A 19,361-nucleotide genomic window follows, 5' to 3' on the forward strand; every position below is an offset into this window, starting at 1 on the left:
CGCTACATAACAGATACGGATAACATAGGCGTATCGAACATGTCGTTACGGAGATTTGTATGAAAAAATTCTTTGCCGGACTCATCACTGCCACTGTTGCATTTGCCGCCCAGGCCACCGACCCCGAAACCTTGGCAGTCATGGCGAAGCTCAAAGAGAAGTACCCATCGACTACTTTTAACTCCGTGGAGCGGGCTCCGATTGCCGGCATCTTCGAAGTCTCGATGGGCAAGAACATTGCATACACGGACAGGGATTTGCGCTATTTCCTGTTTGGGAGCATGTACGACATGGTTTCTCAACAGGATTTGACAGCTTCGAAGCGTCAGGCATTGAGTCGAATTGACTGGAACGATCTGCCGTTGAAGGATGCACTGGTCACAGTAAAAGGTAACGGCAGCCGCAAGGTTGCTGTTTTCTCCGATCCGGATTGCCCGTACTGCCGCAAACTTGAAAACGAGTTGGCAAAGCTGACCAACGTGACTATCTATACATTCATGTATCCGATCGACTCGCTGCATCCTCAGGCGCGAAGGAAAGCTGAATCCATCTGGTGTGCAAAAGATGCCCAAAACCTCTGGATCAAGCACCTGACAGAGAATGCACCGATCCCGAATGCCAACTGTGACAATCCGGTGGGTCGCAACGTCACACTGGCCGGCAAGCTTGGCATCAATGGCACCCCCTATCTGATCGCGCAGGACGGACGATCCCTCCCCGGCATGGCGCCGGCAGACCGCCTTGATGGCTTCATTAACGGCGGTAAGTAAATGACGGCGTTGCGCGCATTCGCCCTGGCGGCAATCCTTTCGGTCGGGTTTTCCAGCAGTGCATGTGCGCAGCAGCTGGGTTCTTATGGAAATGTGTGGGACATTGCGGAGCCCGATGCGATCGATGCCATCAAGGGACACCTCTCCCAGATGGAAAAGGAGGGGAAACTCAAGAAGTTTTGGGAGGACTATCGGAACCGGGCGCTGAACGGAATCGAAAACCCTCCCCCCGTCGAGGGAATCACGACCGCCACGGAGGCTAAAACGTGGATTTTCGACCCCTCAATCGTCTATAACGAATCGGTTCGGGACCACCTCGGCAATGTCTTGGTGCCAGCCGGGACACGAGTCAATCCTCTCGACTATATCAATCTCTCCAAGGCGCTCATCTTTATCGACGCGCGGGACCAATCTCAGGTTGAGTTTGCAAAAAAACAAGTGAAGGCGCGCCCAAGGGACAAGGTCATCCTGGTGGGTGGCTCTTTCCTGAAGTTGTCCCGTGAGTGGAAGGTGCCCGTCTACTTTGATCAACAGGGCGCACTGACCAAACGGTTCAATATCCAACGAGTACCCGCCATCGTGAGCCAGAAAGGTAAGCAGTTGCAGATTCAGGAGTTCGCATTATGAACAAGATCTTTGCGCGAATATTCCTCTTTTTCGGCCTGCTCACTACAAGCCTTAGCTATGCTGGCGACCAGTGCACCGGCAAATTTCCGAACCTCATTTCAGACGTTTGCTGGTCTTGCGCCTTCCCGATTAAGATGTTCGGCAGCATGTCCCTTTTCAGCAACGGTGCCGAAGATTTCCCGTCTGGCCCGAAGAAACCGTTATGCTGGTGCGGCAATCAGTTGAAGGTAGGGGTTCCCATCTCCTTTTGGGAGTTCGACCTCATGACGGATGTCACCGCGACGCCAGGATGCTTCCCGCTACTGGGTGGCGTGCGCGTCAACGTCGGCGCCAATCGCGACGCCTACGGCATGACGACGGACATCAGCATCGGCGATCTGAAGCGTCAGACGAAGGAGTCCTTCCGGCAGGTCAACCTGTATATCAATCCTGCGATGTATGTCATAGGCGCGATTCTGGACGACACATGCCTTGATAATCGCGGCATCGACATTCCGTGGGTATCGTTCGCTGATCCAACCCACAACGATGACGAACTGGCGGGTCTGTTGACCCCATATGCTTTCCCGTTCGGAAGCCTGCTTGCCATTGGCGCTATTTCCGCCGACGCGGTTTCGGCCTCGCTCGGCTTTCCAAGGCAGGAAATCTTCTGGGGTGCCGGGTCTTACGGCAGCATGTATCCCCTTACCGGCAACAACACCGCGCACCAGAGTAATGAGCAGAGCGCCCGCCTCCAGACAACACGCGTGCTGGCGAAAACACATGCGATTGGTATGCAAAAGGCCGCCTTCGGCGACGATGGTATGTGCAGCTACTATCCCCAGATCATCATGGACAAGCGGCAGTACAAGTTCCAGCGCCTGCATCCGAAACCTCAAACACAGAAGATCAAAAATCGCTGCTGCGACCCGATCGGTCGATCGACGATTCTCGTAGAAAGCAACACCGAACTCCCTATCAACGGCTGGAGAGACTTTAGTTATGCGATATTCCGTAAGCGCGATTGCTGCAGCGGCGTTAGTAGTTGGTAGTGCGGCGTTGCCGATCTGCGCTTGGGCTCAGGTCGGCATGCCAACGGACGCACAGATCAAGGATCAGATGCTGCGCGAGCAGAGAGCGGCACTGGAGGCCATCCAAAGGGGCGGCGCCACAGTCGCAGCGCCTGGCGCATTCAAGACCGATATTCCAGTCGCTCCCACGCCGACAGGAGCAAAAACAGACAACCTTGACGAAGTTGTTCAGCGGTATCAATCTGGCCAAGAAAAGAAGCCGATGATGCGTCCAGGCGAGCACGACCTTCTTGTGTTCGTTTCCTTCTCCATGCCCAAAGAAGTCCTGACGGAGCTTTCCCGCCAAGCTAAGGAAGCTGGCGCAGTCGTTGTGATCCGCGGATTCAAGGACAAGACGCTTTCCGCCACCAAACTGGCAGCACAGGAGGTCAACAAGGCCGGGACCGAATGGGACATCCATCCTGAATTGTACAAAGCATTCAAGGTAACAAAGGTGCCGAGTTTCGTCGTTGCAGATGCTTCCGCAGCCTCAGTACTTGAGGATGGTTGCTCTCCCGAGACGTCATATGCGTCCGTGTCGGGGAACATTTCAATCGAACTGGCATTGGACACCATCAGGCGGCGGGCAAATCCCGCGATTGCGCAACTTGCTGAAGCGCGCTTGAAGACCATTCGTAGCGCCGCCAAGCCAGGCATGTTGCGTTGATCTCGATATTGAACAGGGAGAAGAGCATGTTTAAAAACGCGCAGGTCTACCGGCTGCCGTCAAACTACGACATTGACGCCCAGCGCCTGGAAGCTTGCCTTGCCAAGCATCGATTTACCTCATGTAACAGCGCCGAGACGCATACACAAGGCTGGAGCTCGCCACTTACCGGTGGGCCCCTTGTTCATAGCGCGCAGCGCCAGCTCCTGATTACCTACGCGACCGAGAAGAAGGTGATTCCACCCTCCTATGTCGACAAGCAGTGCAAAGCGAAGGCGGCGGAGTACGAGCAGCAACATGGCTTCAAACCGGGTCGTAAAGCGCGGAAGGAAATCAAGGAAGCCGTGATCGACGAATTACTGCCCAAGGCCTTCACCGTCGACCAGCGGACCTCGGTATGGATCGATCCGATCAATGGGTGGCTTGTCATTGATTCTGTCAGCGACGCCAAGGCCGGCGACGTCATCAAGCTGTTGCACAAATGCATAGACAAATTCCCAGTTCAGCGATTCAAGACTAACCGAAGCCCGATTTCGTCTATGACTGACTGGTTGGCCGCCGATGAGGCACCAAGTGGCTTCACCGTCGACGACAATGCGGAACTCCGTGCATTGAACGATGGAAAGGCTACGGTTAAGTACGTGCGCCATAGCCTTAGCAATGAAGACGTGAGGAACCATATAGCGTCTGGAAAGCAGTGCACCAGTTTGGCGCTGACGTGGAATGACCGGCTTTCCTTCGTTCTCGCAGATGGAATGGTGCTGAAGAAGGTAATGCCGACAGATCTGCTGAAACAAAATGCTTCAGAGCCCTGTGCCGACGCAATCGAGCAGTTTGATGCGGACCTGGTGCTTATGAGCGGAGAGTTACATAGGATGCTAACCGACCTTGCCACGGCCATGGCTGGGGAAGACGTGACCCAGGGAGATTGGGTTCAGGAGTCAGCCAAGGCTCAGGTAGTAGAACATCAAAGAGCTTCCGAGGGATCCGTCGGAGACGACGTCACGCTATATGCAGCTGCGGTCGAACTTGTGAAGGCATCGAATCAAATATCACCATCGATGCTGCAACGGCACCTTCGGATCGGCTACAACCGCGCGGCACGCATTATCGAAACATTGGAGAAACGCGGCATTGTCACGGCACCGGACGCAGGTGGTAAGCGCTACCTACAGAATCAATTGGTACTTGCAGACTAAAAATAAAAAGCTAACACGAGAATGACAACAGAAAGAAGTACGAACGTTGAAGCATTACTCAACACGGTCATGACTAACCTACGCCTACCGAATGACGCGGCGCTCGCGCGTGCCTTGGACGTCGGCCCATCAATGATCAGCAAACTTAGGCATGGGAGATCAAACGTAACGGCCGACCTCCTGCTGCGGATTCACGAGGAAACGAACTTGCCGATCAGGACCCTAAAGTCAATGCTGGCTGACGGGGGCATTCCAGATGCAGGAAAAGCGCTAAATATGGAGATTGGAAGCCTGCAAGTCGGCGCCACTTATCGCATCGCTACCAAAGACTGGTTGAGCCCACTGAATGAGCCTATACCTGGTTCCACAAAGGAGCGCCAATTCGTCGGGTATGTCAATGAAGGCAGCACGAGGTTTCTGAAGCTGGCCCGTGGTGACGGAAGCGACCATCTCCTGGACGTCGACCAGATCGCGTCGGTTTCGGCCTTGCCGGAACAGACACAGACCTAATTATAACCAGCCACCTTCCACAAGCTTCTACATCAACTCACCCCCAGTAAAGAATATCAATCAGATGAAACGCCTACGGCACAAACAAGACGGCTTCGGTGCCACTGCCGCACTATTTATGATCGGCTGCGTTGTCGCCATCGGTAGCGCATTGGTTTATGCGAATAGGGACACGGGCCCTAACGCCTCCAGTCAGACCGCGAAAGGATATGCTTCGGTGATTATGAAGCAGGGAACGGATCTTCGTGCCGCTTATAAGCGGTACGCTGCAAGCGGCGGCGATACCAATCAGATTACGTTCACGGCAGACGCAAACACAGGCCTCTATGACCCTGCGAGGGGGTTACTCAGTCAGCCACTGGCACCGGCGCCGGCAATAGCCACTACTTCGCCAGAGCTGTGGAAGCTCAATCGGGGCTTATCGATCCCGGGATTGGCGAATCTTGCACCGCCTACAGCCCTACTTGTGAATCTGACGCTGACGACCTGCTTGGCAATCAATCATGCACTCTACGGTTCGGCGTACGCAACAGAGGCCTCCTTGCCGATAACGGGAAATCCTATGTCTTGGATGACTGCGCTTGTCGGAGGGGGAACTACCCAAGCGCTCACGAACCCGATATCAGGGTGGGATTCGGGGTGCCATCGGTCCGCGGACGGTAAGTATTTTTATTACACTGCGCTCGCAGAATAAGCGAGCCTTGTATTCGTGGCTCATTCATGACTTTGGTCGACTTTAGGTCTAAATGGATATAGGGGCTCAACTACCCTGAGAGATGTTAGCGCCAGCAAACAAAAGCCCACCGGTCGATGACCAGGTGGGCTTTGTATTTAGTAGGCATAGCGGCCAGAGGCGATCAGGCGTTCTTTCATAGTATTCCAGTCTTGAGCCGGATATCGGGCGACCCAGTAGTCTACTTGACAGCCATTTCGCATATGGCGAAAGGTAACAAGGTACTCAGTCTTACGGTTGGCCGGTGACGCCTGATACTCGTACAAATTAAAGCCGTGCACATCCCGGTTCGACACCGTTATCATCTGGACGTTGAAGATCCAGTTGTAGAATGCCGACAGCAATGCAGCAGTCCAATCTGAAACCAGTTTGAATCGTGCTTTTGCAGCATTACGAATAGTGCAGTTCATGAGCATCTCCTGAAAGGTTGCCAAGACATTGCGTTGCTTGGTACGAGGAGATGAACAACATGGGATGCGAAGTTTCGCAGGCCAAGCGTCAAGGCACTTGGCCGAATTGCTTGCCTACTTCCTGAATAGGAGACGGACAAGTCTATACACGCCGTACATTACCAAGCCATTCACAATAATCGCAATGGCGGCGCCAATGAGTACGCCTCCGTCCGTAGCCAATCCAGATGCCGCGACGGCACCAGTCAGCGCAAATACGAATACTGCTGCCATGAACAATTTGCCAACTACGGTAAGTTGGCCGCCTGTCTCATACATCACTTCACCGCACTGGGTGCATATGTATTGGGTCTTCATGTGCCGCAGTTGACCTAAGCGCGGTCGATAGAGCCACAGGCGCGGGGGGCAGTTTCGTTTGCACGAGTTGCATTCAACGGTACTCATTAATTTTTCCATGTGAGAAGTTGGTCAGAGGCCAATGCCATCATGACGTCGGGCTTTCGCCGAGCGCCATGCCACAGAAATTGGGCGCCGGAAGTTACGCGCAAGTCGTAACGCGAGGGAGAAATCCTGATATTGCCCTATCAAGAAACGGATTATTCTCATAAATTCCGTGGTTTAGCCGCAATAGTCAGAATGGAATTGCATCATCATGCAGCGCCGATCGCTCTTGGTCGGTGCTGTCATGTCCTAAAGCCCTGGCATCTGACTGACCGCGCGCCGTCTCGCCTCCGTTTTGATTGCGGCTGCCGAGCATTTGCATCGTGTCAGCGATGATTTCTGTGGTGTATCGCTCGACACCGTCCTTGTCGGTCCACTTACGGGTCTGAAGTCGACCTTCGACGTAGACTTGGGAACCCTTCTTGAGGTATTCCTTCGCGATTTCTGCAAGCTTGCGATAAAAGGTGACGCGATGCCATTCCGTTAATTCTTTACGTTCGCCTGAACCTTTGTCCTTCCACGTTTCTGTAGTTGCGACTGCCACATTGGTGACTGAATCGCCGTTTGGCATGTATCGTGTTTCTGGATCCCGGCCTAAATGCCCAACCAGAATAACCTTGTTGACCGAAGCCATGACGTTTCCTTTCGATATATGAATCAGATTTGTATTTCGTCCAGACCTATCTTATGGTCTGCAACCAACTCAGCAGGCCGTGCCCGTTGCAATCTTTCGATCTCAGCCACGATGAAGGCGCCGGCAATGACGAGCTGCCTGAGTCTCGTCGGCCCTTCCAAAAGTCCGTAGTTCCAGTCGCTTGGCCAGTATGAGGAACCGGTAGCGTCCAACGCTTGCGTCAAATGGACACTTCCTACCGCATAACAAGCGCCAAGCTGCGCGAGAAGCCCTGTAGTCAGCGAGTCGTCATGCTCCTCTGAAAAGCCATTGGCAGCTTGTCGCTGCCGTTCGTCCCTAATCATTTCCAGTGCATCGCGCCCGTCGGTTCTTTTTACTCCGATGACACGGTTGCGCTCGTCCAAATCGAGCATATTGCATCCCTATGAAGCGACATTAAAAGCGAGGTTCGAAGAAGCCCGCTCAACTCAACGTTCATTCTGCCCGGTATTGCCATCATATTCAACATGACATTACAATCCAGCAGTATCGAATCGAGCGTAGCGACATCAGTTTCTTGTTTCGGAGAGAGAAGTACTGTTTATCATTTCGTGCCATTCATCTCCTGCCACTGGGTTTTCGAGAATATGCGTGTAAAGGAGTGACCAATGAGTAACCATTCAAGTCCCAATGAACAAAATGCGGAACACCGTGTAGATTTTGCTGCTGCTAGAAAGGCTGCACCACTCACATGGTTTTTCGAAAGGACATTGGGCGCCAAACCGAAGCTCATGTCCGGCACTATCCGCTATCACATCTGTCCCGATCCTAAATGCGGTGAAGCATCAAAACATTCGGTGAAGGTATCAGTGCAAGATGAGAAATGGATGTGTTTTGCTTGTCGCAAGCACGGTGATGTCATCGAGGCTGCTGCGCTGTTCTGGGGAGTCTCGATACGCAGAGCTGGTATGCAATTACTAGGGACGGATGTCAGCCAGATCGCCAGCTATGTACCTCCTAAAGCGCAACCGAAGGTAAATCGCGACGACGAAGTCCTTGCCTTTGTTATCCAGCGCCTAGTGTCCAACGCGCGGCCGTTAGATATGGCTGTCGTTGAATACCTCTCGGGACGAAGGATTCCGGAAGTGGTCACCAGGGAGGCTTTTAAAAGAGGACTGCTCATATCTCTTCCATCTGAGCCTAATCGAGCTAAAGACTATCTCTTCGATACCGTGGGGCGGGATGCCTTGGTAGAAGGTGGTTTCATGAAAAAGGATGGTAAAGCACCTGCAATCATGTTTCGGCCGCTTGTTTTTATCGGACATGGCATGAAGTCAGCCGAATTCCGTCTGGCCCGCCCAAAGGAACCAAACGAGATTAAATCGTTGCGTTATGGATCGGCGGTGCCGTGGGCATGGCAAGGACCAGACACGGATCGGATCATGATTACCGAAGGGTGTATCGACCTTCTGTCCGCTGTGGCGTTAGGTACAAAACGTAGCATCATTGCACTTCCTGGATGTGAAAACTGGCAGCCAGATTGGTTCCTGAAGCTCAAAGGCCGAAACGTGCTCTTGGCACTTGACAACGACGGGCCGGGAAAGGCGGCCAGAGAACGGCTTGTGCCTATTCTCAAGGAAATCGGCGCGCAAGTCGGTATTTACGAGTTACCGCCCGATGCCGAAGATCTCAATGAACAACTGATGCTCTCCAACTAACCTCATAGCCCGGCTGACCATTCAGTCGGGCTTTTTTCTTTTCGATCTCATCAGATTCCTTATTGGCAGATGTTCCTCATCCCTGATCACCAGGCTGAATTTTTGACTGGCCTTATACCAATCAGGACAAACAATGAGGAAACATGGATATTAATTTTATAGCAACAGTCTTTCAAGGAAGTCTTTTTTGGGCAATCTGTTTCTGCATCAGAGCTGACCCAGCCCTCCCTGCCAGAGAGCCTTCCGGTAGCAGTCATGACTCTCGCAGAACATGCGGGGATTTTTACTTCGGTCGTAGAAGGATCGATTTCTCCCCAAGCGGTGCAATCTGCATTTGAGCGGCTTGTAAGAGACCGGATACACGTCGTCGCTGAACTGCAAAAGCTGACGGTCAAGGAACTCGAGGCAGTCGCACGCCCGCATTACCGAGGCGAAAAGAAGGCACGCCTTGTCGACATGGCCTATGACGTCAAGCTAAACGACTATGGCTTTCTTACCGTGGAAAACGGCGTACTTTCCATATCGGGCTTTACTCACGAGGATCGTGTAGCCGGCATCCGGGTACGGTTGGCGCAGCTGCAGGAAAGCCACCTCGCGCGCTATCGTGAAAATGCCATTGCAAGCCGCGAAAAGCGTGCGCAGCAGGTGGCGTACTACAAAAAGGCACTCGAAAACCCGGAAACGGTAGACGAGTTCAAGGTGTTCATCAAGTTCAATGGGGAGGAGAAGTTATCAACGGAGCAGCGCGCCCGCTACGATGCTTTAGTCACTGGTCATTTGCGTGCGAAACGGGAATCGGAGGGAACTGCCAACGCGGTCATACAAGGCGTCTCCAGCCAGGCGGATATGGCACTGGTCCAGACCAAGCATACTCGCGAGCATTACGATCTGTTCGTGGTCCAGTTGAATCGCCGGGTCGACGCATCGCAGTTCAAGGAGTTGTCAACCGCAGCCAAAAGGCTCAATGGATGGTATTCGTCGTACGGCCGCGGCGGGGCGATCCCCGGATTCCAGTTCAAGTCGAAGGATGCTGCAGAGCAGTTTATGACCGTCGGCCGTGGGGAATCCGTGGACACCAGCGAATCGGTCGCAGAGCGTAAGCAACTTGCCAAGGAGACCGCCGGCGGACGCCTGCTTGTGATGGCAGACCGAATCGAAGCGGTGGCTTCGGCTAGGCTGAGTGCGACCCGCAAGACGAACACTGCTCGACGCGCGCGTATGGCGTCATCAGCAGAGGCCTCGGCTCGTGCTGATATTGCATTGGCAAAGACGATGCGGAATATTGCACAGGCAATCTCGGATGGAAGCGCAACACACTTGGACGGCCTCAGGGAGCGCGGGCAGGTCGAGGAACTGATATCGATGCTGCGGTCTGCCAAAGCGGCAGAGCTATCAGCTGCCGCATTAGCCTACAGTGAATGGGAGAACCGCAAGGATGAACCTGCCACTGAAGCAACCGTCGCATTCGTCACATACCCAAGGTATTTGGCGCATGCAGATCTGCTCCGAAATGTCATCCGTAATCTTGATGGCATCCAGGGAACGATTCGGCTTACTGAGCGATTGCGCGTTCTTTCCAACGAGGCGGCACGTAAGGACCGAGCAATCGAGGTCCAAGACGAGTTGGTCGACGCTCTTTTCGCAAAACTGGATCAGCGTGCTGAGACTCTTATGCCGCACACATGGGTATCGTCGCGGGACACGCGAAAGCGGCTTGCACGCATGGGGATTGAATCCGGCGAGCAGCTCCGTATGGCGATTAGGGAGTTTCTCCGTTATCGAGAAAACAAAGAGGGCGCAAACCGCGCAGTCGAACTGGAACGGGCTCTGATCGGGCAGAGGATCGGGATTGATTTTTTTCCGACGCCAAAGCTCCTCGCTGAAAGGATGGTCGGATTGGCGGGGGTTACGCAAGGAGTTCGCATCCTGGAGCCGTCGGCCGGAAACGGAAATATTGCGGAAGCTGTTCGAAAGGCGGGCGTGGAACCTGATGTGGCGGAAATTTCCAGTCAGCTGCGGGAAATCTTGTTAGCCAAGGGGTTCAATGTCGTGGGATGGGATTTTATGGATGTCACTGATCGGTACGACGTCATTATCCAAAATCCGCCATTCTCCAATGATATTCAGCATGTCAGGCACGCATATTCGTTGCTACAGGATGGCGGAAAGCTTGTCTCGATCGTTGGGGAGGGTGCCTTCATCCGTCAGGGTAAGGCGGAAACGGAGTTCCGGAGTTGGCTTAACGAGATCGCAGTAGAAATCGAGGAGCTTCCTCAAGGCACGTTCCATGACTCGTCATTGATGGTCACAACCGGCGCTAATGCTCGCCTCATCACAGTCACCAAGTAACGTCACGCCCCAGTATCGGTCATTCCGAACTGGGGCTTTTTCATACCTGATATGATCGAAGTATAAAAGTCCTGACTTCGACACCGGCGCGGCCTCTAGTGACGCGACATTTCAAACTGTATGCGTTGCAAAATGGCGTTGCGGTTTCGGCTGTGTTCTAAAAGCTAGCGATCAGCAATCTAAATGGGCGTGTTTTCGCTAAACGCCGGTGCCCTGTCTATACTCGACATCGGTATACTACTGCAGCCATCGGTAGTGCCTTTTGCACACAGCTCGATGTCTCAATTTTGAACCTAGTACCTAGCAAGAGGACGTATGGAACAATTGGAAGTAGAGAAGCAGCCCTGGGCACGCAGCTGCAATCGCAGTATTGATCCCGTGACTATCATTGACCTGCTAGGATACGTAGCATTCTGCGCGAAGAAGAGCGAGGTCTTAGAAGCAGCTGGCTTTGCTGACCAAAATTGCGAATTCGAGTTGCTCTATGACTTCGTATTAGATGCACTTGGGGCTCCCCCGCATAACAAGGCAGTCAGCAGGGGTGATAAAACCCTTTACTTCACAAGGCATCCATTCTACGAAATTTTCTTTAGCGATTACCTTTTACAAGAGCCTCACCAAAATATGTCGCTTGAGTATGTCGTTTCGCTAATCAAAGACAGACTCGAGGAAGACGACGTGTCTTTGTACACCAATGAGGCTGAAGGTCACCGTCTGTGGGGATAAGAAGCTCAATGACATGGAAGGTTACCAACTAAATGCAAGGCCTAAGGCGCAAAGTAATTTACATAGCCACTTTCGAAGCGATCGCAATCACCGTGTGCAGCTTCGCTTTTGCGGGAATAGCCGATAAGAGTCTTGGACATTCCAGTATGCTGGCTGTGATGACCTCGATCGTCGCGGTCGTATGGAATTTTACGTTCACATCGGCATTTGAGGCTTGGGAGCGGCGCCAGGCCGTACGGGGGCGGAGTATCAAGAGGAGGGTAGCCCATGCCTGCTGCTTCGAGTTGGGGCTGATCGTCCTGATCGTGCCAATGATGGCTTGGTGGCTTGATATGAGCCTGCTCCACGCACTAGTGATGGATATTGGCTTGGTTGCGTTCTTCCTGACCTATACGTTCATCTTCAATTACTGCTTTGACAGAATTTTCGGACTCCCGTCATCCGCGCAGCCCTCCACCTGAGCGGTAGGGGAGTAGCCGGTTACCGTCAGAATCCGTTCCGAACCAATGCTGCCGACGCTACAACGGTCTGTGGTACCGCACCCGTCGGCGAATGTTTGAAGCGATCTCCATCAGACCTGAAGGAGCCTCGCTTCATTCAATCCCTTGCCTTCTTCGAATCAATTGATGCGTGGCTTGTAACCTGTTGGTAGAACAGTAGATTCTTCAACATAATCCTCCCTTGAGCCATTTCCAGTAAGCTCGGCCATGACAATGCCCAAGTTATCCAACCACCAGGTATTGCATGAATACAGCACCTGTGGTGGATTCACTGATTGCACTTTGAACCGCACCTTCTCGATCTCAGGCACATTGCAAGGGCGTTCATTCGCTGGCATATCGAATGCGCCACCCCAAGCATATTCCACGACCCCGGGAGCGGCTATAAAGCGGGTCGCTTCGATGCGCCCCTTGTTGGACCCAAAGAAAAACCATATCCATAGTACGATGAATGCAAGCCATAGGATCGGTTCACACACTCTGCCGCCAAAAAGCATTGGTTTATGCATCATTATCCTTTGAATAATTCTTGGTTAGTATTTGTATCGAAGCGGGCTAGTACCAACGCATATCGGCGCCATCGCCTTCGACCGTAACGTGGATGGGAGAGGGCCATACCAGCTGCCCACCCGATGAGGGATGGGTAAGGTTCTGTATGGCAGACTGAATAGCCTTGGCCAGTTCGTCTGCCGAGACGCCGGCCTGTGCGAGATCGTTTTCTGAGATGCGAGCGTGAACTATCATAGGTTTCATAATGGAAATTGTTTGGTTCCGTTATAAAGTGGGGGAGTTAAGTGCTATGGAGGCAGGACAGCCTATTGCACCTGGGCTTCGTCAGGTTCGGCATCCGCCGGCTTAGCTGTTGACTTCAGATTGGCAATTGCATTCGCAATAGCTTTCTCGTCAGGCTTTTGCTTCGATTGAAATCGAATAGTGCGGACGCCAGCACTCAATAGGTAACCGTCGCGTTGACGGTCCTTCTTAGTGTTGTGGGTTCTATCATCGAGTTCGACGACCGCGACAATCTTCAGGTCGCGGGTAAAGATGCCGAAGTCAATCCGTTTCTGAGAGATGCGCAAAAAGTCACTCATTCTTGTCTTTTTGCTCCAGGCATCCGACTCAATGAGTGCTGGCATCCCGATCTGCGGGAAAATGTAATGATCTGGCAAAGCACGGCAGAGGCGGCCGAAGAATTCGTGTTCGTTTTCGGTAAGAAGCGGGACTTTCCTATATCGTGGCTTACCTGAAGTATTCGTTGCGAAAATAACATAGAGCAATATGATGCCGGCAATCGCACCCAGTATGAAGACAGTCTTTGACATAGTAAATAGATGAAATGCGCCATGAGGGATGGCGCTGGGGTGAAATCAGAACATCTTGCTCCATGACAGATGGGTCATGTTCCTACGATATGCCGGGTTCGATAGATCCAGGTCGCGCATGATGGGATTGCGGCCGGTGAGCCACCAATAGTCGCCCTGCTGCGACATGATGTACCTTGACGACAGTACCTCCAGTGCTTTGTGATATTTGCCGAAAACCGGGCAATCAGACTTTGCAAACTGAGCTCTACCGCCTGATGCTTCCTCAATCAATGCCTGCGTCTTGATACCTGGTTGCAGCCACGCCGTGCGGGCAAGATCGTAGCCTTCTTCATCCGCGACAATGTAGATCTCGCCTTCCAAAATTTCAGGTACACGTGCAACCATAAAGGGAAATTCAACGGGACATACTTTCCACAGACGCCAGAACTGGAACTGAATCCGAAGGCGAACTACATCGGCACGGACAGAGAGAGTCCGGCAAGCCTCCTCGAAGTTGAACGCGTCAGTGTTCCGGCCGAAAATCCATTTCGCGGCTTCGATGAACTGGGTAGGCTTAACCTTCGGATTGAAAAGCTCGTCCACGTTTGCCTTGATGATCATGAATGCGAGACGTTCAGAGCCATCTTCGAAATCCTCCGCGGTCAGGTTGCGAACGTACTCTTCCTTCTTGCTGCTGCGGCGCCGACCGAGTTTTTCTACACTTTGCAATGCGGCCAGTGCGGCAGCTTCGTCCCCTTTGGGAAGCGAGGACATGTCGAGATCGGAATCGAGCGCGTCTAGCGGTTCATCTTGCCCGTCCGAGTCAAGCTCTAGGGCCATGATGCTTTCCCAGATTCCGTCCTGTGCTGATGTTTCCAGCCATGCCCGGACTGCCGCCGTCGTTTGCTGCGCCTCTTCGCCGATTGCTTCAGGCGCTTCATTGATGCTTTCCGCGGGATCGCCAGATTTTGTAGTAGTCATATCGGTCCTTTTATTTGTCGTCGCCGTGTTCATTGCTAAGGCTTGGATAGATGGATGCGTGTGATTTAGTCAGGTTGGTAAGTACGTTCGCATGCGCGCCATAGAGCCGCTTTGCGGCCCACAAAATCCATACACCCGAGTTCATCACTGCACTTGATAGGAGTGGCCAGGCCATTTCGCTGAAGATGAAGGCAACGATATTCCTTACCCCTGGTACAAACATCAGGATGGCAAGAACAACACCCCCAATCGTCAGAATTGCTTTTAGGTCTTCCATTGGCTGTAGTCCCTCATTCATCGGCCAGCATGTCGACCGGCTGCTTGGCTCTGCCGCCATTTGAGGATTTGCCCCCAATATACTTGTCACTGTTTTTGAAGTAATCTGCGCCAACGACAGGCAAACGGCGGATCGGCAGCAACTTGAACGGGCCCAGCTTTTCCTTTAGCTTCTTGTCGAGGTCTAGCATGGGCACCCTGACGTTGAAAATCGTATCGCCGCCATACATCACGACACATTCGCCTTTTCCGAGGGACTTAAGTTCATCCGGCGTGACCTTGTACTCCTCCTGCTCCTTTTCGCTTTCATTCAGTCCGGCCGACTCGCCGCTATTGCCCTCCGGGGTCAACCCGATCGTAGGACTACTTGCAGAGGTATTCGCACCAATCGCGAGCGTACGAGAGACGCCAATGGTTTGCCCGATGAGGTCCGCACATTCCTCGGCAGTCCCTTGCGTTCCAAGCTTGAAGAAGATTTTGGTCCAGGTGTTGCCAACTACCATTTCCTTGAAATCCGGAGAAACGACTTCAAGGTTTGCTAGCGTCTGAGCTGCCGGGAACAATGCGATTTGTGCGCTTCTGGCCTGCTCAAATGGGCGTGCCAGTGACGCCACGGCATAGCTTCCGACCTCGTCCATGAACGTGAGATACGGCGGCCAGGGCCGCTCGGCCTCCGGCAAACCCTGTACCCATGAGATCGAGGTTCTAAGGTCCCCGAGGAGCATTTTCCCGAAGTTGGACGCTGCCTCGTTTTTACCCATGGTAGGAAGCGCGGCGTAGATAATCTTGTTGCTGCGGATTGCCTCGAAAAGATTGATGTCCGGCGTATAGGTGTTGAGAACCTCGCCGAATTTCCCAGTACCAAACATGTACATGCGGCCACCGATCCCGCCAAAGGTCTCCTTCAGCCGCTTGATGTCGACCATGTTCTCGTTTCCGCTACCGGGCTTGCCGCCCCCCTTGTATTGCTCAAGGAAGAGGGAGAGATTCTTCGTTGCGGGATGATTCGGCACGGTCCGCTTCAATCGAACTTCAAGGTCTTCGATGGCCTTGTGATTCATCAGAAGAATTGTGAAATCGATAAAATTGAAAGCGAGGTTCGCAGCTTGCAAGGCCGCAACAAGTGTCGATATGCCTTGGTTGGCAGATTGCTTGTAATGATCGGCACCGGGGTTGTTTTCCGTACTTGGAATAAGGGAGAGTACGCGCGCCGCGATTTCGTCCGGGTCTCCGTAGAGGATCGGATTATAAGTGTGGCTTAGCTCCGGCTTGCCGGGGTTCAGAATGAGGAGGTCCTGTTCGCGGCCGCAGAATTTGCAGTATTGATAGATCGTATTGATGTCATCGGCGTTCATTTTTCCATCAATGAACATCAGCCCGCCACCGCGCTGGATCTGCTGGAACATCATCAACTTGCCAAGCACGGTCTTGCCGACCCCGCTCTGGCCAAGAATGATTCCATGTCGCATAAGGTCTTCGTCGGGTAGGTAGACCGGATTACCTGTATCCGTGGCAAAACCCAAAAGCAAGCCATCTGGCGACGTGAGCGCTGCAGCAGACCGGACGTCTAGCTTCGCTTCGATGACATTGGCTTTCTCTACCGGCCTAGCAACCCTGTTGACGATGTAGTTCGTGCTAGCGGCGCATAAGGCGGCTCCCGCCATCGCAATGCTTCCCCCTAGTAGGTTTGGATGTGCACCCACCAGGCCTGCCGCAAAGGTTGTCAGCGCAGCGGCATCCTTTGTACCGCCAAGTTTCGGATCAAGAAATCGTTCTATCTTCACCAGAGCGTCCTCGTTTGTGCTGCGCTCGCTTGCATATATCGCGCATACATAGGTTCAAAATAAAAAAGCCTTCGCACCATGACGGATGCGAAGGCTGGGTTTATATAAAGATGCTTTCGACGGGGTTACCGTCATTTTTCTGGTTCTGTGTAGAGTTGTCGGTGAGGCTCAGGGGAAGGGCAGCGATTAGAGTCGTGCGCTCCATAGGCGATAGTGAGATATCCGAATTGATGAGTGCATGAAGTTGCGGAGAGCCTTTCAGTTCTCCTGACTGAATGCGATTCATATACGACTTGTATCGGTCACTTAGGCTTTGGCCCGCTCCTGAATGCGCCGCGCCGGCCGCCGTTACCGTAACCGTGCCGGTCTGCTGATCGGTAAAGTGGTCATGCAATGCGTCCACGTACTTTTGATCGTCATACAGTCCCATGAAGACATCCGCACCGAACCCCAGCAGTGATAGACACTTTGAGATGGCGTCGGTGAGGCTTTTCTTCGGAGCCTCCTCATCAGTAAAGACTCCGTTCCTTGTCTTTCCGACAAAAGTCGTTTGTCCGAAATGCTGAAGCTTTCCCGTATTACCCCCCCACCGATACCAGAGTTCGATTCTGACGATGTGGATGATTTCAGTCCCGAGCGACGATCCTTGAGAGTCAAACCCAAGAGAAGCGCCGTTCTGAAAGCGTTCCTCGAGCACGGTGTAACCCCAACCGAGACCAATCGGACCGAACTGTTCGGTCGCCTTCCGTACCTGGTACGTAGCATTGATAGCGGTTCCCGAAAACCCTCCAGTTCGGGTGAAAGCCCGGGAGTATTTTGGATCAGTGACCATCACTGCGTTCCACAGACTGAGATGCGCTTCTGTACCCGCCACAGGCGTGGCGTCGGCAGATTGGATCGAAGCGTCGGCGCTGCTTTCTTCCGGTGTAATGCTCATTCTTCCTCCTAAATAGATCAAGTTGGTTGGCTTGATACGGGGGAATGAACCACATCCCGAGATAAAGCGCGGACACCTCCCTTTGCTGTAGCACCGATTCATAGAATCGTTCGCCTCTATAACACGTGAATGTAATCTTATACGCTAAACCATGCAACTTATTTCGATACTGTATTGCGCTCGGTTATCTTTACCTGTTACAGTATCGAAAATGTTGCTGATTGTATTTGTCGCTATGATTCCACATAAAATTTTTCGCGTCTGGCTGTGTTGTGTGCTCTGTGTCGGGCCGGTATCGGCGGCGGATTTCCGGCAGTTGCCGCTCCCTGCAAACGTAGGTGTTGCAGTGGAGCCGTCGCACCGCGCCCACGCCTTAACGGATACGCCGAAGAATTTCCATATGAGGCGTGACGAAGGCGTGTGGATGATGATGGAAGCGGCACGTGAGCCGGCCGTAATGAATCCGGACAGCGCCACAGGTTCGGCTGCCAACGGTGTTCAAGCGGTCGCTGCAGTATCCAGGTCGCCGGTGGAAGTCCGTTTCGAGTTCAACAAAAGTGTACCGACCAGTACCGCGCCGCTCGCAGGTCTGTTTGATCAGGCCGGTAAGACCAACACAAGGGTTCACGTCATTGGACATGCCGATGAAAAGGGCTCAGACGAGTACAACCAAAAGCTGTCGGAGAGGCGTGCTCGATCTGTCGCTGACTGGTTCAAGCAGGCGGGAATTCCGGCAGCAATGATTCACGTTGAAGGCCGGGGAAAACGAGAGCCGGTCGACCCCGCCGATGCAGCTCGAAATCGCAGGGCCACAGTGCAACTGATTACCGCAGAAGGAAAACAATGAACGAGATCGATATACCACGCTACGTGGATTCCCAGGTGCAGCTGTTCTTCTGGGAGTTCGACGAGGCAATCGTCTTCATCAGCTGCCTCGCCGGAGGTATCGTAGCCGGCGGCTGGTTCGCTATCGTGGGAATGTTGGGCGGCATTTTCGCCGTCAAAGTCTTTAAACGGTTCAAGAATGGAGCACTCGAAGGCGTACTGCTTCACCTCTGCTATTGGGCCGGCGTCCTGTCCCTGAACAAAAAATTCGACGACGCCGCCAAAAGGGAGTTTTATCTATGAAGCTCTCTGCCTTTAATAACACATGGCTTTCAACAATCAAAAGCAATGTCTTTCTGTTAACTAGCAACCTTTTGCTTGCAACTGGGGTCGGCGTTCTTATCGTCGATAAGGTCAGCGAGCATGAGCGGATTGTTCTCACGCCTCCTTACATTGACAAACCGATGACCGTGGCCTGGCAGTCCGCCGATGGTGAGTACCTGAAATCATTCGGCTTATATTTTGTCACCCTGACAGCGAACGTGACCCCTAAGAACGTCCGATTTGTCTCGGATCAGCTCTCATCGATCGTTTCCGCTGCGATTTATCCAGCCGTTCAGAAGAAATTGCTCGCATTGGCAAGCGATCCGGCCTTTCTCAATACCGGCGCCAGTGTTCGTTTCGAGCCGTCGCGCGTCCAGTTCGAGCCGGAAACGAGCAAGGTTTTCGTCAGCGGTGAAATGACCACTCAAAGCGCGGCTAGCAAGGCAGAGGTAATGGTCTTGACCTATGAACTCGTCGTGAAGATGCGAGACGGTCGCCCTGTAGTGGAAGCCATTGACAGTTATGACGGCGATACAGCCAGGACCCGAGCCTGGACTCAGATGCACAAGGCTGCACTCGACGCTGCTAAAGAAAAGGAGAAGGATCTGTGAAGCGATC

Annotated in this window: 22 protein-coding genes; 13 read left to right on the forward strand and 9 right to left on the reverse strand. The window is 53.0% G+C overall.

Annotated features, from left to right (window positions below; all coding sequences use genetic code 11):
- The first annotated feature begins 59 nt into the window (after positions 1-59).
- The 6 genes from RY831_RS14975 to RY831_RS15000 are packed head-to-tail and all read left to right on the forward strand — an operon-like array spanning position 60 to position 4,822.
- On the forward strand, positions 60-770 hold the full coding sequence (locus RY831_RS14975) for a DsbC family protein (protein WP_326507171.1): 711 nt from the start codon (positions 60-62) through the stop codon (positions 768-770).
- Entirely contained in the window at positions 771-1,397 is a 627-nt protein-coding gene (gene traW, locus RY831_RS14980) for a type-F conjugative transfer system protein TraW (protein WP_326507172.1), read from the forward strand.
- Positions 1,394-2,428, forward strand: coding sequence for a TraU family protein (locus RY831_RS14985; RefSeq protein WP_326507173.1), 1,035 nt, complete (start codon positions 1,394-1,396; stop codon positions 2,426-2,428). The genes traW and RY831_RS14985 overlap by 4 nt, the downstream gene beginning before the upstream one ends.
- Positions 2,429-2,465: 37 nt before the next feature.
- Positions 2,466-3,113 (forward strand): type-F conjugative transfer system pilin assembly protein TrbC, encoded by a 648-nt coding sequence (gene trbC, locus RY831_RS14990; protein ID WP_326507174.1) that lies wholly within the window; start codon positions 2,466-2,468, stop codon positions 3,111-3,113.
- Positions 3,114-3,139: 26 nt separating this feature from the next.
- Positions 3,140-4,312, forward strand: coding sequence for a recombination-associated protein RdgC (rdgC, locus tag RY831_RS14995; RefSeq protein WP_326507175.1), 1,173 nt, complete (start codon positions 3,140-3,142; stop codon positions 4,310-4,312).
- Positions 4,313-4,333: 21 nt separating this feature from the next.
- Positions 4,334-4,822 carry a helix-turn-helix domain-containing protein gene (locus RY831_RS15000; RefSeq protein ID WP_326507176.1) on the forward strand — a complete coding sequence of 163 codons (489 nt, stop codon included), beginning with the start codon at positions 4,334-4,336 and terminating at the stop codon, positions 4,820-4,822.
- 831 nt (positions 4,823-5,653) lie between these two features.
- Here the strand turns inward: RY831_RS15000 and RY831_RS15005 are convergent.
- The 3 genes from RY831_RS15005 to RY831_RS15015 all read right to left on the reverse strand — a co-directional run bounded on the left by RY831_RS15005 (position 5,654) and on the right by RY831_RS15015 (position 7,453).
- Positions 5,654-5,965: a hypothetical protein gene (locus RY831_RS15005; protein WP_326507177.1), complete on the reverse strand. Its 312-nt coding sequence runs from the start codon at positions 5,963-5,965 to the stop codon at positions 5,654-5,656.
- A gap of 631 nt (positions 5,966-6,596) precedes the next feature.
- Positions 6,597-7,040: a single-stranded DNA-binding protein gene (gene ssb, locus RY831_RS15010; RefSeq protein WP_326507178.1), complete on the reverse strand. Its 444-nt coding sequence runs from the start codon at positions 7,038-7,040 to the stop codon at positions 6,597-6,599.
- Positions 7,041-7,063: 23 nt separating this feature from the next.
- Positions 7,064-7,453 (reverse strand): hypothetical protein, encoded by a 390-nt coding sequence (locus RY831_RS15015; RefSeq protein ID WP_326507179.1) that lies wholly within the window; start codon positions 7,451-7,453, stop codon positions 7,064-7,066.
- A 234-nt stretch (positions 7,454-7,687) separates the two neighbouring features.
- Between RY831_RS15015 and RY831_RS15020 the strand changes: the two genes are divergently transcribed.
- From RY831_RS15020 to RY831_RS15035, 4 genes are all read left to right on the forward strand, one after another.
- Complete coding sequence (locus RY831_RS15020; RefSeq protein WP_326507180.1) at positions 7,688-8,737, forward strand: toprim domain-containing protein; 1,050 nt, start codon at positions 7,688-7,690, stop codon at positions 8,735-8,737.
- A gap of 255 nt (positions 8,738-8,992) precedes the next feature.
- Positions 8,993-11,086 (forward strand): DNA methyltransferase family protein, encoded by a 2,094-nt coding sequence (locus tag RY831_RS15025; RefSeq protein WP_326507181.1) that lies wholly within the window; start codon positions 8,993-8,995, stop codon positions 11,084-11,086.
- A gap of 315 nt (positions 11,087-11,401) precedes the next feature.
- Positions 11,402-11,812, forward strand: coding sequence for a hypothetical protein (locus RY831_RS15030; protein ID WP_326507182.1), 411 nt, complete (start codon positions 11,402-11,404; stop codon positions 11,810-11,812).
- Positions 11,813-11,844: 32 nt separating this feature from the next.
- Complete coding sequence (locus RY831_RS15035) at positions 11,845-12,273, forward strand: PACE efflux transporter (protein ID WP_326507183.1); 429 nt, start codon at positions 11,845-11,847, stop codon at positions 12,271-12,273.
- Positions 12,274-12,431: 158 nt separating this feature from the next.
- On the opposite strand, the gene RY831_RS15040 is transcribed toward RY831_RS15035, so the two are convergent.
- The 6 genes from RY831_RS15040 to RY831_RS15065 form a co-directional block, all read right to left on the reverse strand.
- Positions 12,432-12,824 (reverse strand): hypothetical protein, encoded by a 393-nt coding sequence (locus tag RY831_RS15040; protein WP_326507184.1) that lies wholly within the window; start codon positions 12,822-12,824, stop codon positions 12,432-12,434.
- A 303-nt stretch (positions 12,825-13,127) separates the two neighbouring features.
- Positions 13,128-13,634 (reverse strand): DUF2726 domain-containing protein, encoded by a 507-nt coding sequence (locus RY831_RS15045; protein ID WP_326507185.1) that lies wholly within the window; start codon positions 13,632-13,634, stop codon positions 13,128-13,130.
- Between the two features lie 45 nt (positions 13,635-13,679).
- The gene (locus RY831_RS15050; RefSeq protein WP_326507186.1) at positions 13,680-14,597 is read right to left on the reverse strand and encodes a hypothetical protein; all 918 of its coding nucleotides are present in this window, start codon (positions 14,595-14,597) and stop codon (positions 13,680-13,682) included.
- 10 nt (positions 14,598-14,607) lie between these two features.
- Positions 14,608-14,874: a hypothetical protein gene (locus tag RY831_RS15055; protein WP_326507187.1), complete on the reverse strand. Its 267-nt coding sequence runs from the start codon at positions 14,872-14,874 to the stop codon at positions 14,608-14,610.
- 13 nt (positions 14,875-14,887) lie between these two features.
- Positions 14,888-16,657 carry a type IV secretory system conjugative DNA transfer family protein gene (locus tag RY831_RS15060; RefSeq protein WP_326507188.1) on the reverse strand — a complete coding sequence of 590 codons (1,770 nt, stop codon included), beginning with the start codon at positions 16,655-16,657 and terminating at the stop codon, positions 14,888-14,890.
- A 100-nt stretch (positions 16,658-16,757) separates the two neighbouring features.
- Positions 16,758-17,594: a hypothetical protein gene (locus RY831_RS15065; RefSeq protein ID WP_326507189.1), complete on the reverse strand. Its 837-nt coding sequence runs from the start codon at positions 17,592-17,594 to the stop codon at positions 16,758-16,760.
- A 211-nt stretch (positions 17,595-17,805) separates the two neighbouring features.
- On the opposite strand from RY831_RS15065, the gene RY831_RS15070 reads away from it, so the two are divergent.
- The 3 genes from RY831_RS15070 to RY831_RS15080 are packed head-to-tail and all read left to right on the forward strand — an operon-like array spanning position 17,806 to position 19,354.
- Positions 17,806-18,441, forward strand: coding sequence for an OmpA family protein (locus RY831_RS15070; RefSeq protein ID WP_326507190.1), 636 nt, complete (start codon positions 17,806-17,808; stop codon positions 18,439-18,441).
- A complete protein-coding gene (traL, locus tag RY831_RS15075; RefSeq protein ID WP_326507191.1) occupies positions 18,438-18,722 on the forward strand; it encodes a type IV conjugative transfer system protein TraL in 285 nt (94 codons plus the stop codon). The genes RY831_RS15070 and traL overlap by 4 nt, the downstream gene beginning before the upstream one ends.
- Positions 18,719-19,354, forward strand: coding sequence for a TraE/TraK family type IV conjugative transfer system protein (locus tag RY831_RS15080; protein WP_326507192.1), 636 nt, complete (start codon positions 18,719-18,721; stop codon positions 19,352-19,354). The genes traL and RY831_RS15080 overlap by 4 nt, the downstream gene beginning before the upstream one ends.
- Positions 19,355-19,361 lie beyond the last annotated feature (7 nt).

It is taken from the genome of Noviherbaspirillum album (assembly GCF_035916955.1).
GTDB lineage: Bacteria > Pseudomonadota > Gammaproteobacteria > Burkholderiales > Burkholderiaceae_D > Noviherbaspirillum > Noviherbaspirillum album.

Excerpts from the sequence above, each read along its gene's own strand:
- trbC (WP_326507174.1), top strand. The coding sequence starts at position 2,466 with ATGCCAACGGACGCACAGATCAAGGATCAGATGCTGCGCGAGCAGAGA.
- RY831_RS15055 (WP_326507187.1), bottom strand. The coding sequence starts at position 14,874 with ATGGAAGACCTAAAAGCAATTCTGACGATTGGGGGTGTTGTTCTTGCC.
- RY831_RS15065 (WP_326507189.1), bottom strand. The coding sequence starts at position 17,594 with ATGAGCATTACACCGGAAGAAAGCAGCGCCGACGCTTCGATCCAATCT.
- RY831_RS15005 (WP_326507177.1), bottom strand. The coding sequence starts at position 5,965 with ATGAACTGCACTATTCGTAATGCTGCAAAAGCACGATTCAAACTGGTT.
- rdgC (WP_326507175.1), top strand. The coding sequence starts at position 3,140 with ATGTTTAAAAACGCGCAGGTCTACCGGCTGCCGTCAAACTACGACATT.
- traL (WP_326507191.1), top strand. The coding sequence starts at position 18,438 with ATGAACGAGATCGATATACCACGCTACGTGGATTCCCAGGTGCAGCTG.
- RY831_RS15050 (WP_326507186.1), bottom strand. The coding sequence starts at position 14,597 with ATGACTACTACAAAATCTGGCGATCCCGCGGAAAGCATCAATGAAGCG.
- RY831_RS15000 (WP_326507176.1), top strand. The coding sequence starts at position 4,334 with ATGACAACAGAAAGAAGTACGAACGTTGAAGCATTACTCAACACGGTC.
- RY831_RS15080 (WP_326507192.1), top strand. The coding sequence starts at position 18,719 with ATGAAGCTCTCTGCCTTTAATAACACATGGCTTTCAACAATCAAAAGC.
- RY831_RS15070 (WP_326507190.1), top strand. The coding sequence starts at position 17,806 with ATGTTGCTGATTGTATTTGTCGCTATGATTCCACATAAAATTTTTCGC.
- RY831_RS15015 (WP_326507179.1), bottom strand. The coding sequence starts at position 7,453 with ATGCTCGATTTGGACGAGCGCAACCGTGTCATCGGAGTAAAAAGAACC.
- RY831_RS15025 (WP_326507181.1), top strand. The coding sequence starts at position 8,993 with ATGACTCTCGCAGAACATGCGGGGATTTTTACTTCGGTCGTAGAAGGA.
- RY831_RS15020 (WP_326507180.1), top strand. The coding sequence starts at position 7,688 with ATGAGTAACCATTCAAGTCCCAATGAACAAAATGCGGAACACCGTGTA.
- RY831_RS15035 (WP_326507183.1), top strand. The coding sequence starts at position 11,845 with ATGCAAGGCCTAAGGCGCAAAGTAATTTACATAGCCACTTTCGAAGCG.
- RY831_RS15030 (WP_326507182.1), top strand. The coding sequence starts at position 11,402 with ATGGAACAATTGGAAGTAGAGAAGCAGCCCTGGGCACGCAGCTGCAAT.
- RY831_RS14985 (WP_326507173.1), top strand. The coding sequence starts at position 1,394 with ATGAACAAGATCTTTGCGCGAATATTCCTCTTTTTCGGCCTGCTCACT.
- ssb (WP_326507178.1), bottom strand. The coding sequence starts at position 7,040 with ATGGCTTCGGTCAACAAGGTTATTCTGGTTGGGCATTTAGGCCGGGAT.
- RY831_RS15045 (WP_326507185.1), bottom strand. The coding sequence starts at position 13,634 with ATGTCAAAGACTGTCTTCATACTGGGTGCGATTGCCGGCATCATATTG.
- RY831_RS15040 (WP_326507184.1), bottom strand. The coding sequence starts at position 12,824 with ATGATGCATAAACCAATGCTTTTTGGCGGCAGAGTGTGTGAACCGATC.
- RY831_RS14975 (WP_326507171.1), top strand. The coding sequence starts at position 60 with ATGAAAAAATTCTTTGCCGGACTCATCACTGCCACTGTTGCATTTGCC.
- traW (WP_326507172.1), top strand. The coding sequence starts at position 771 with ATGACGGCGTTGCGCGCATTCGCCCTGGCGGCAATCCTTTCGGTCGGG.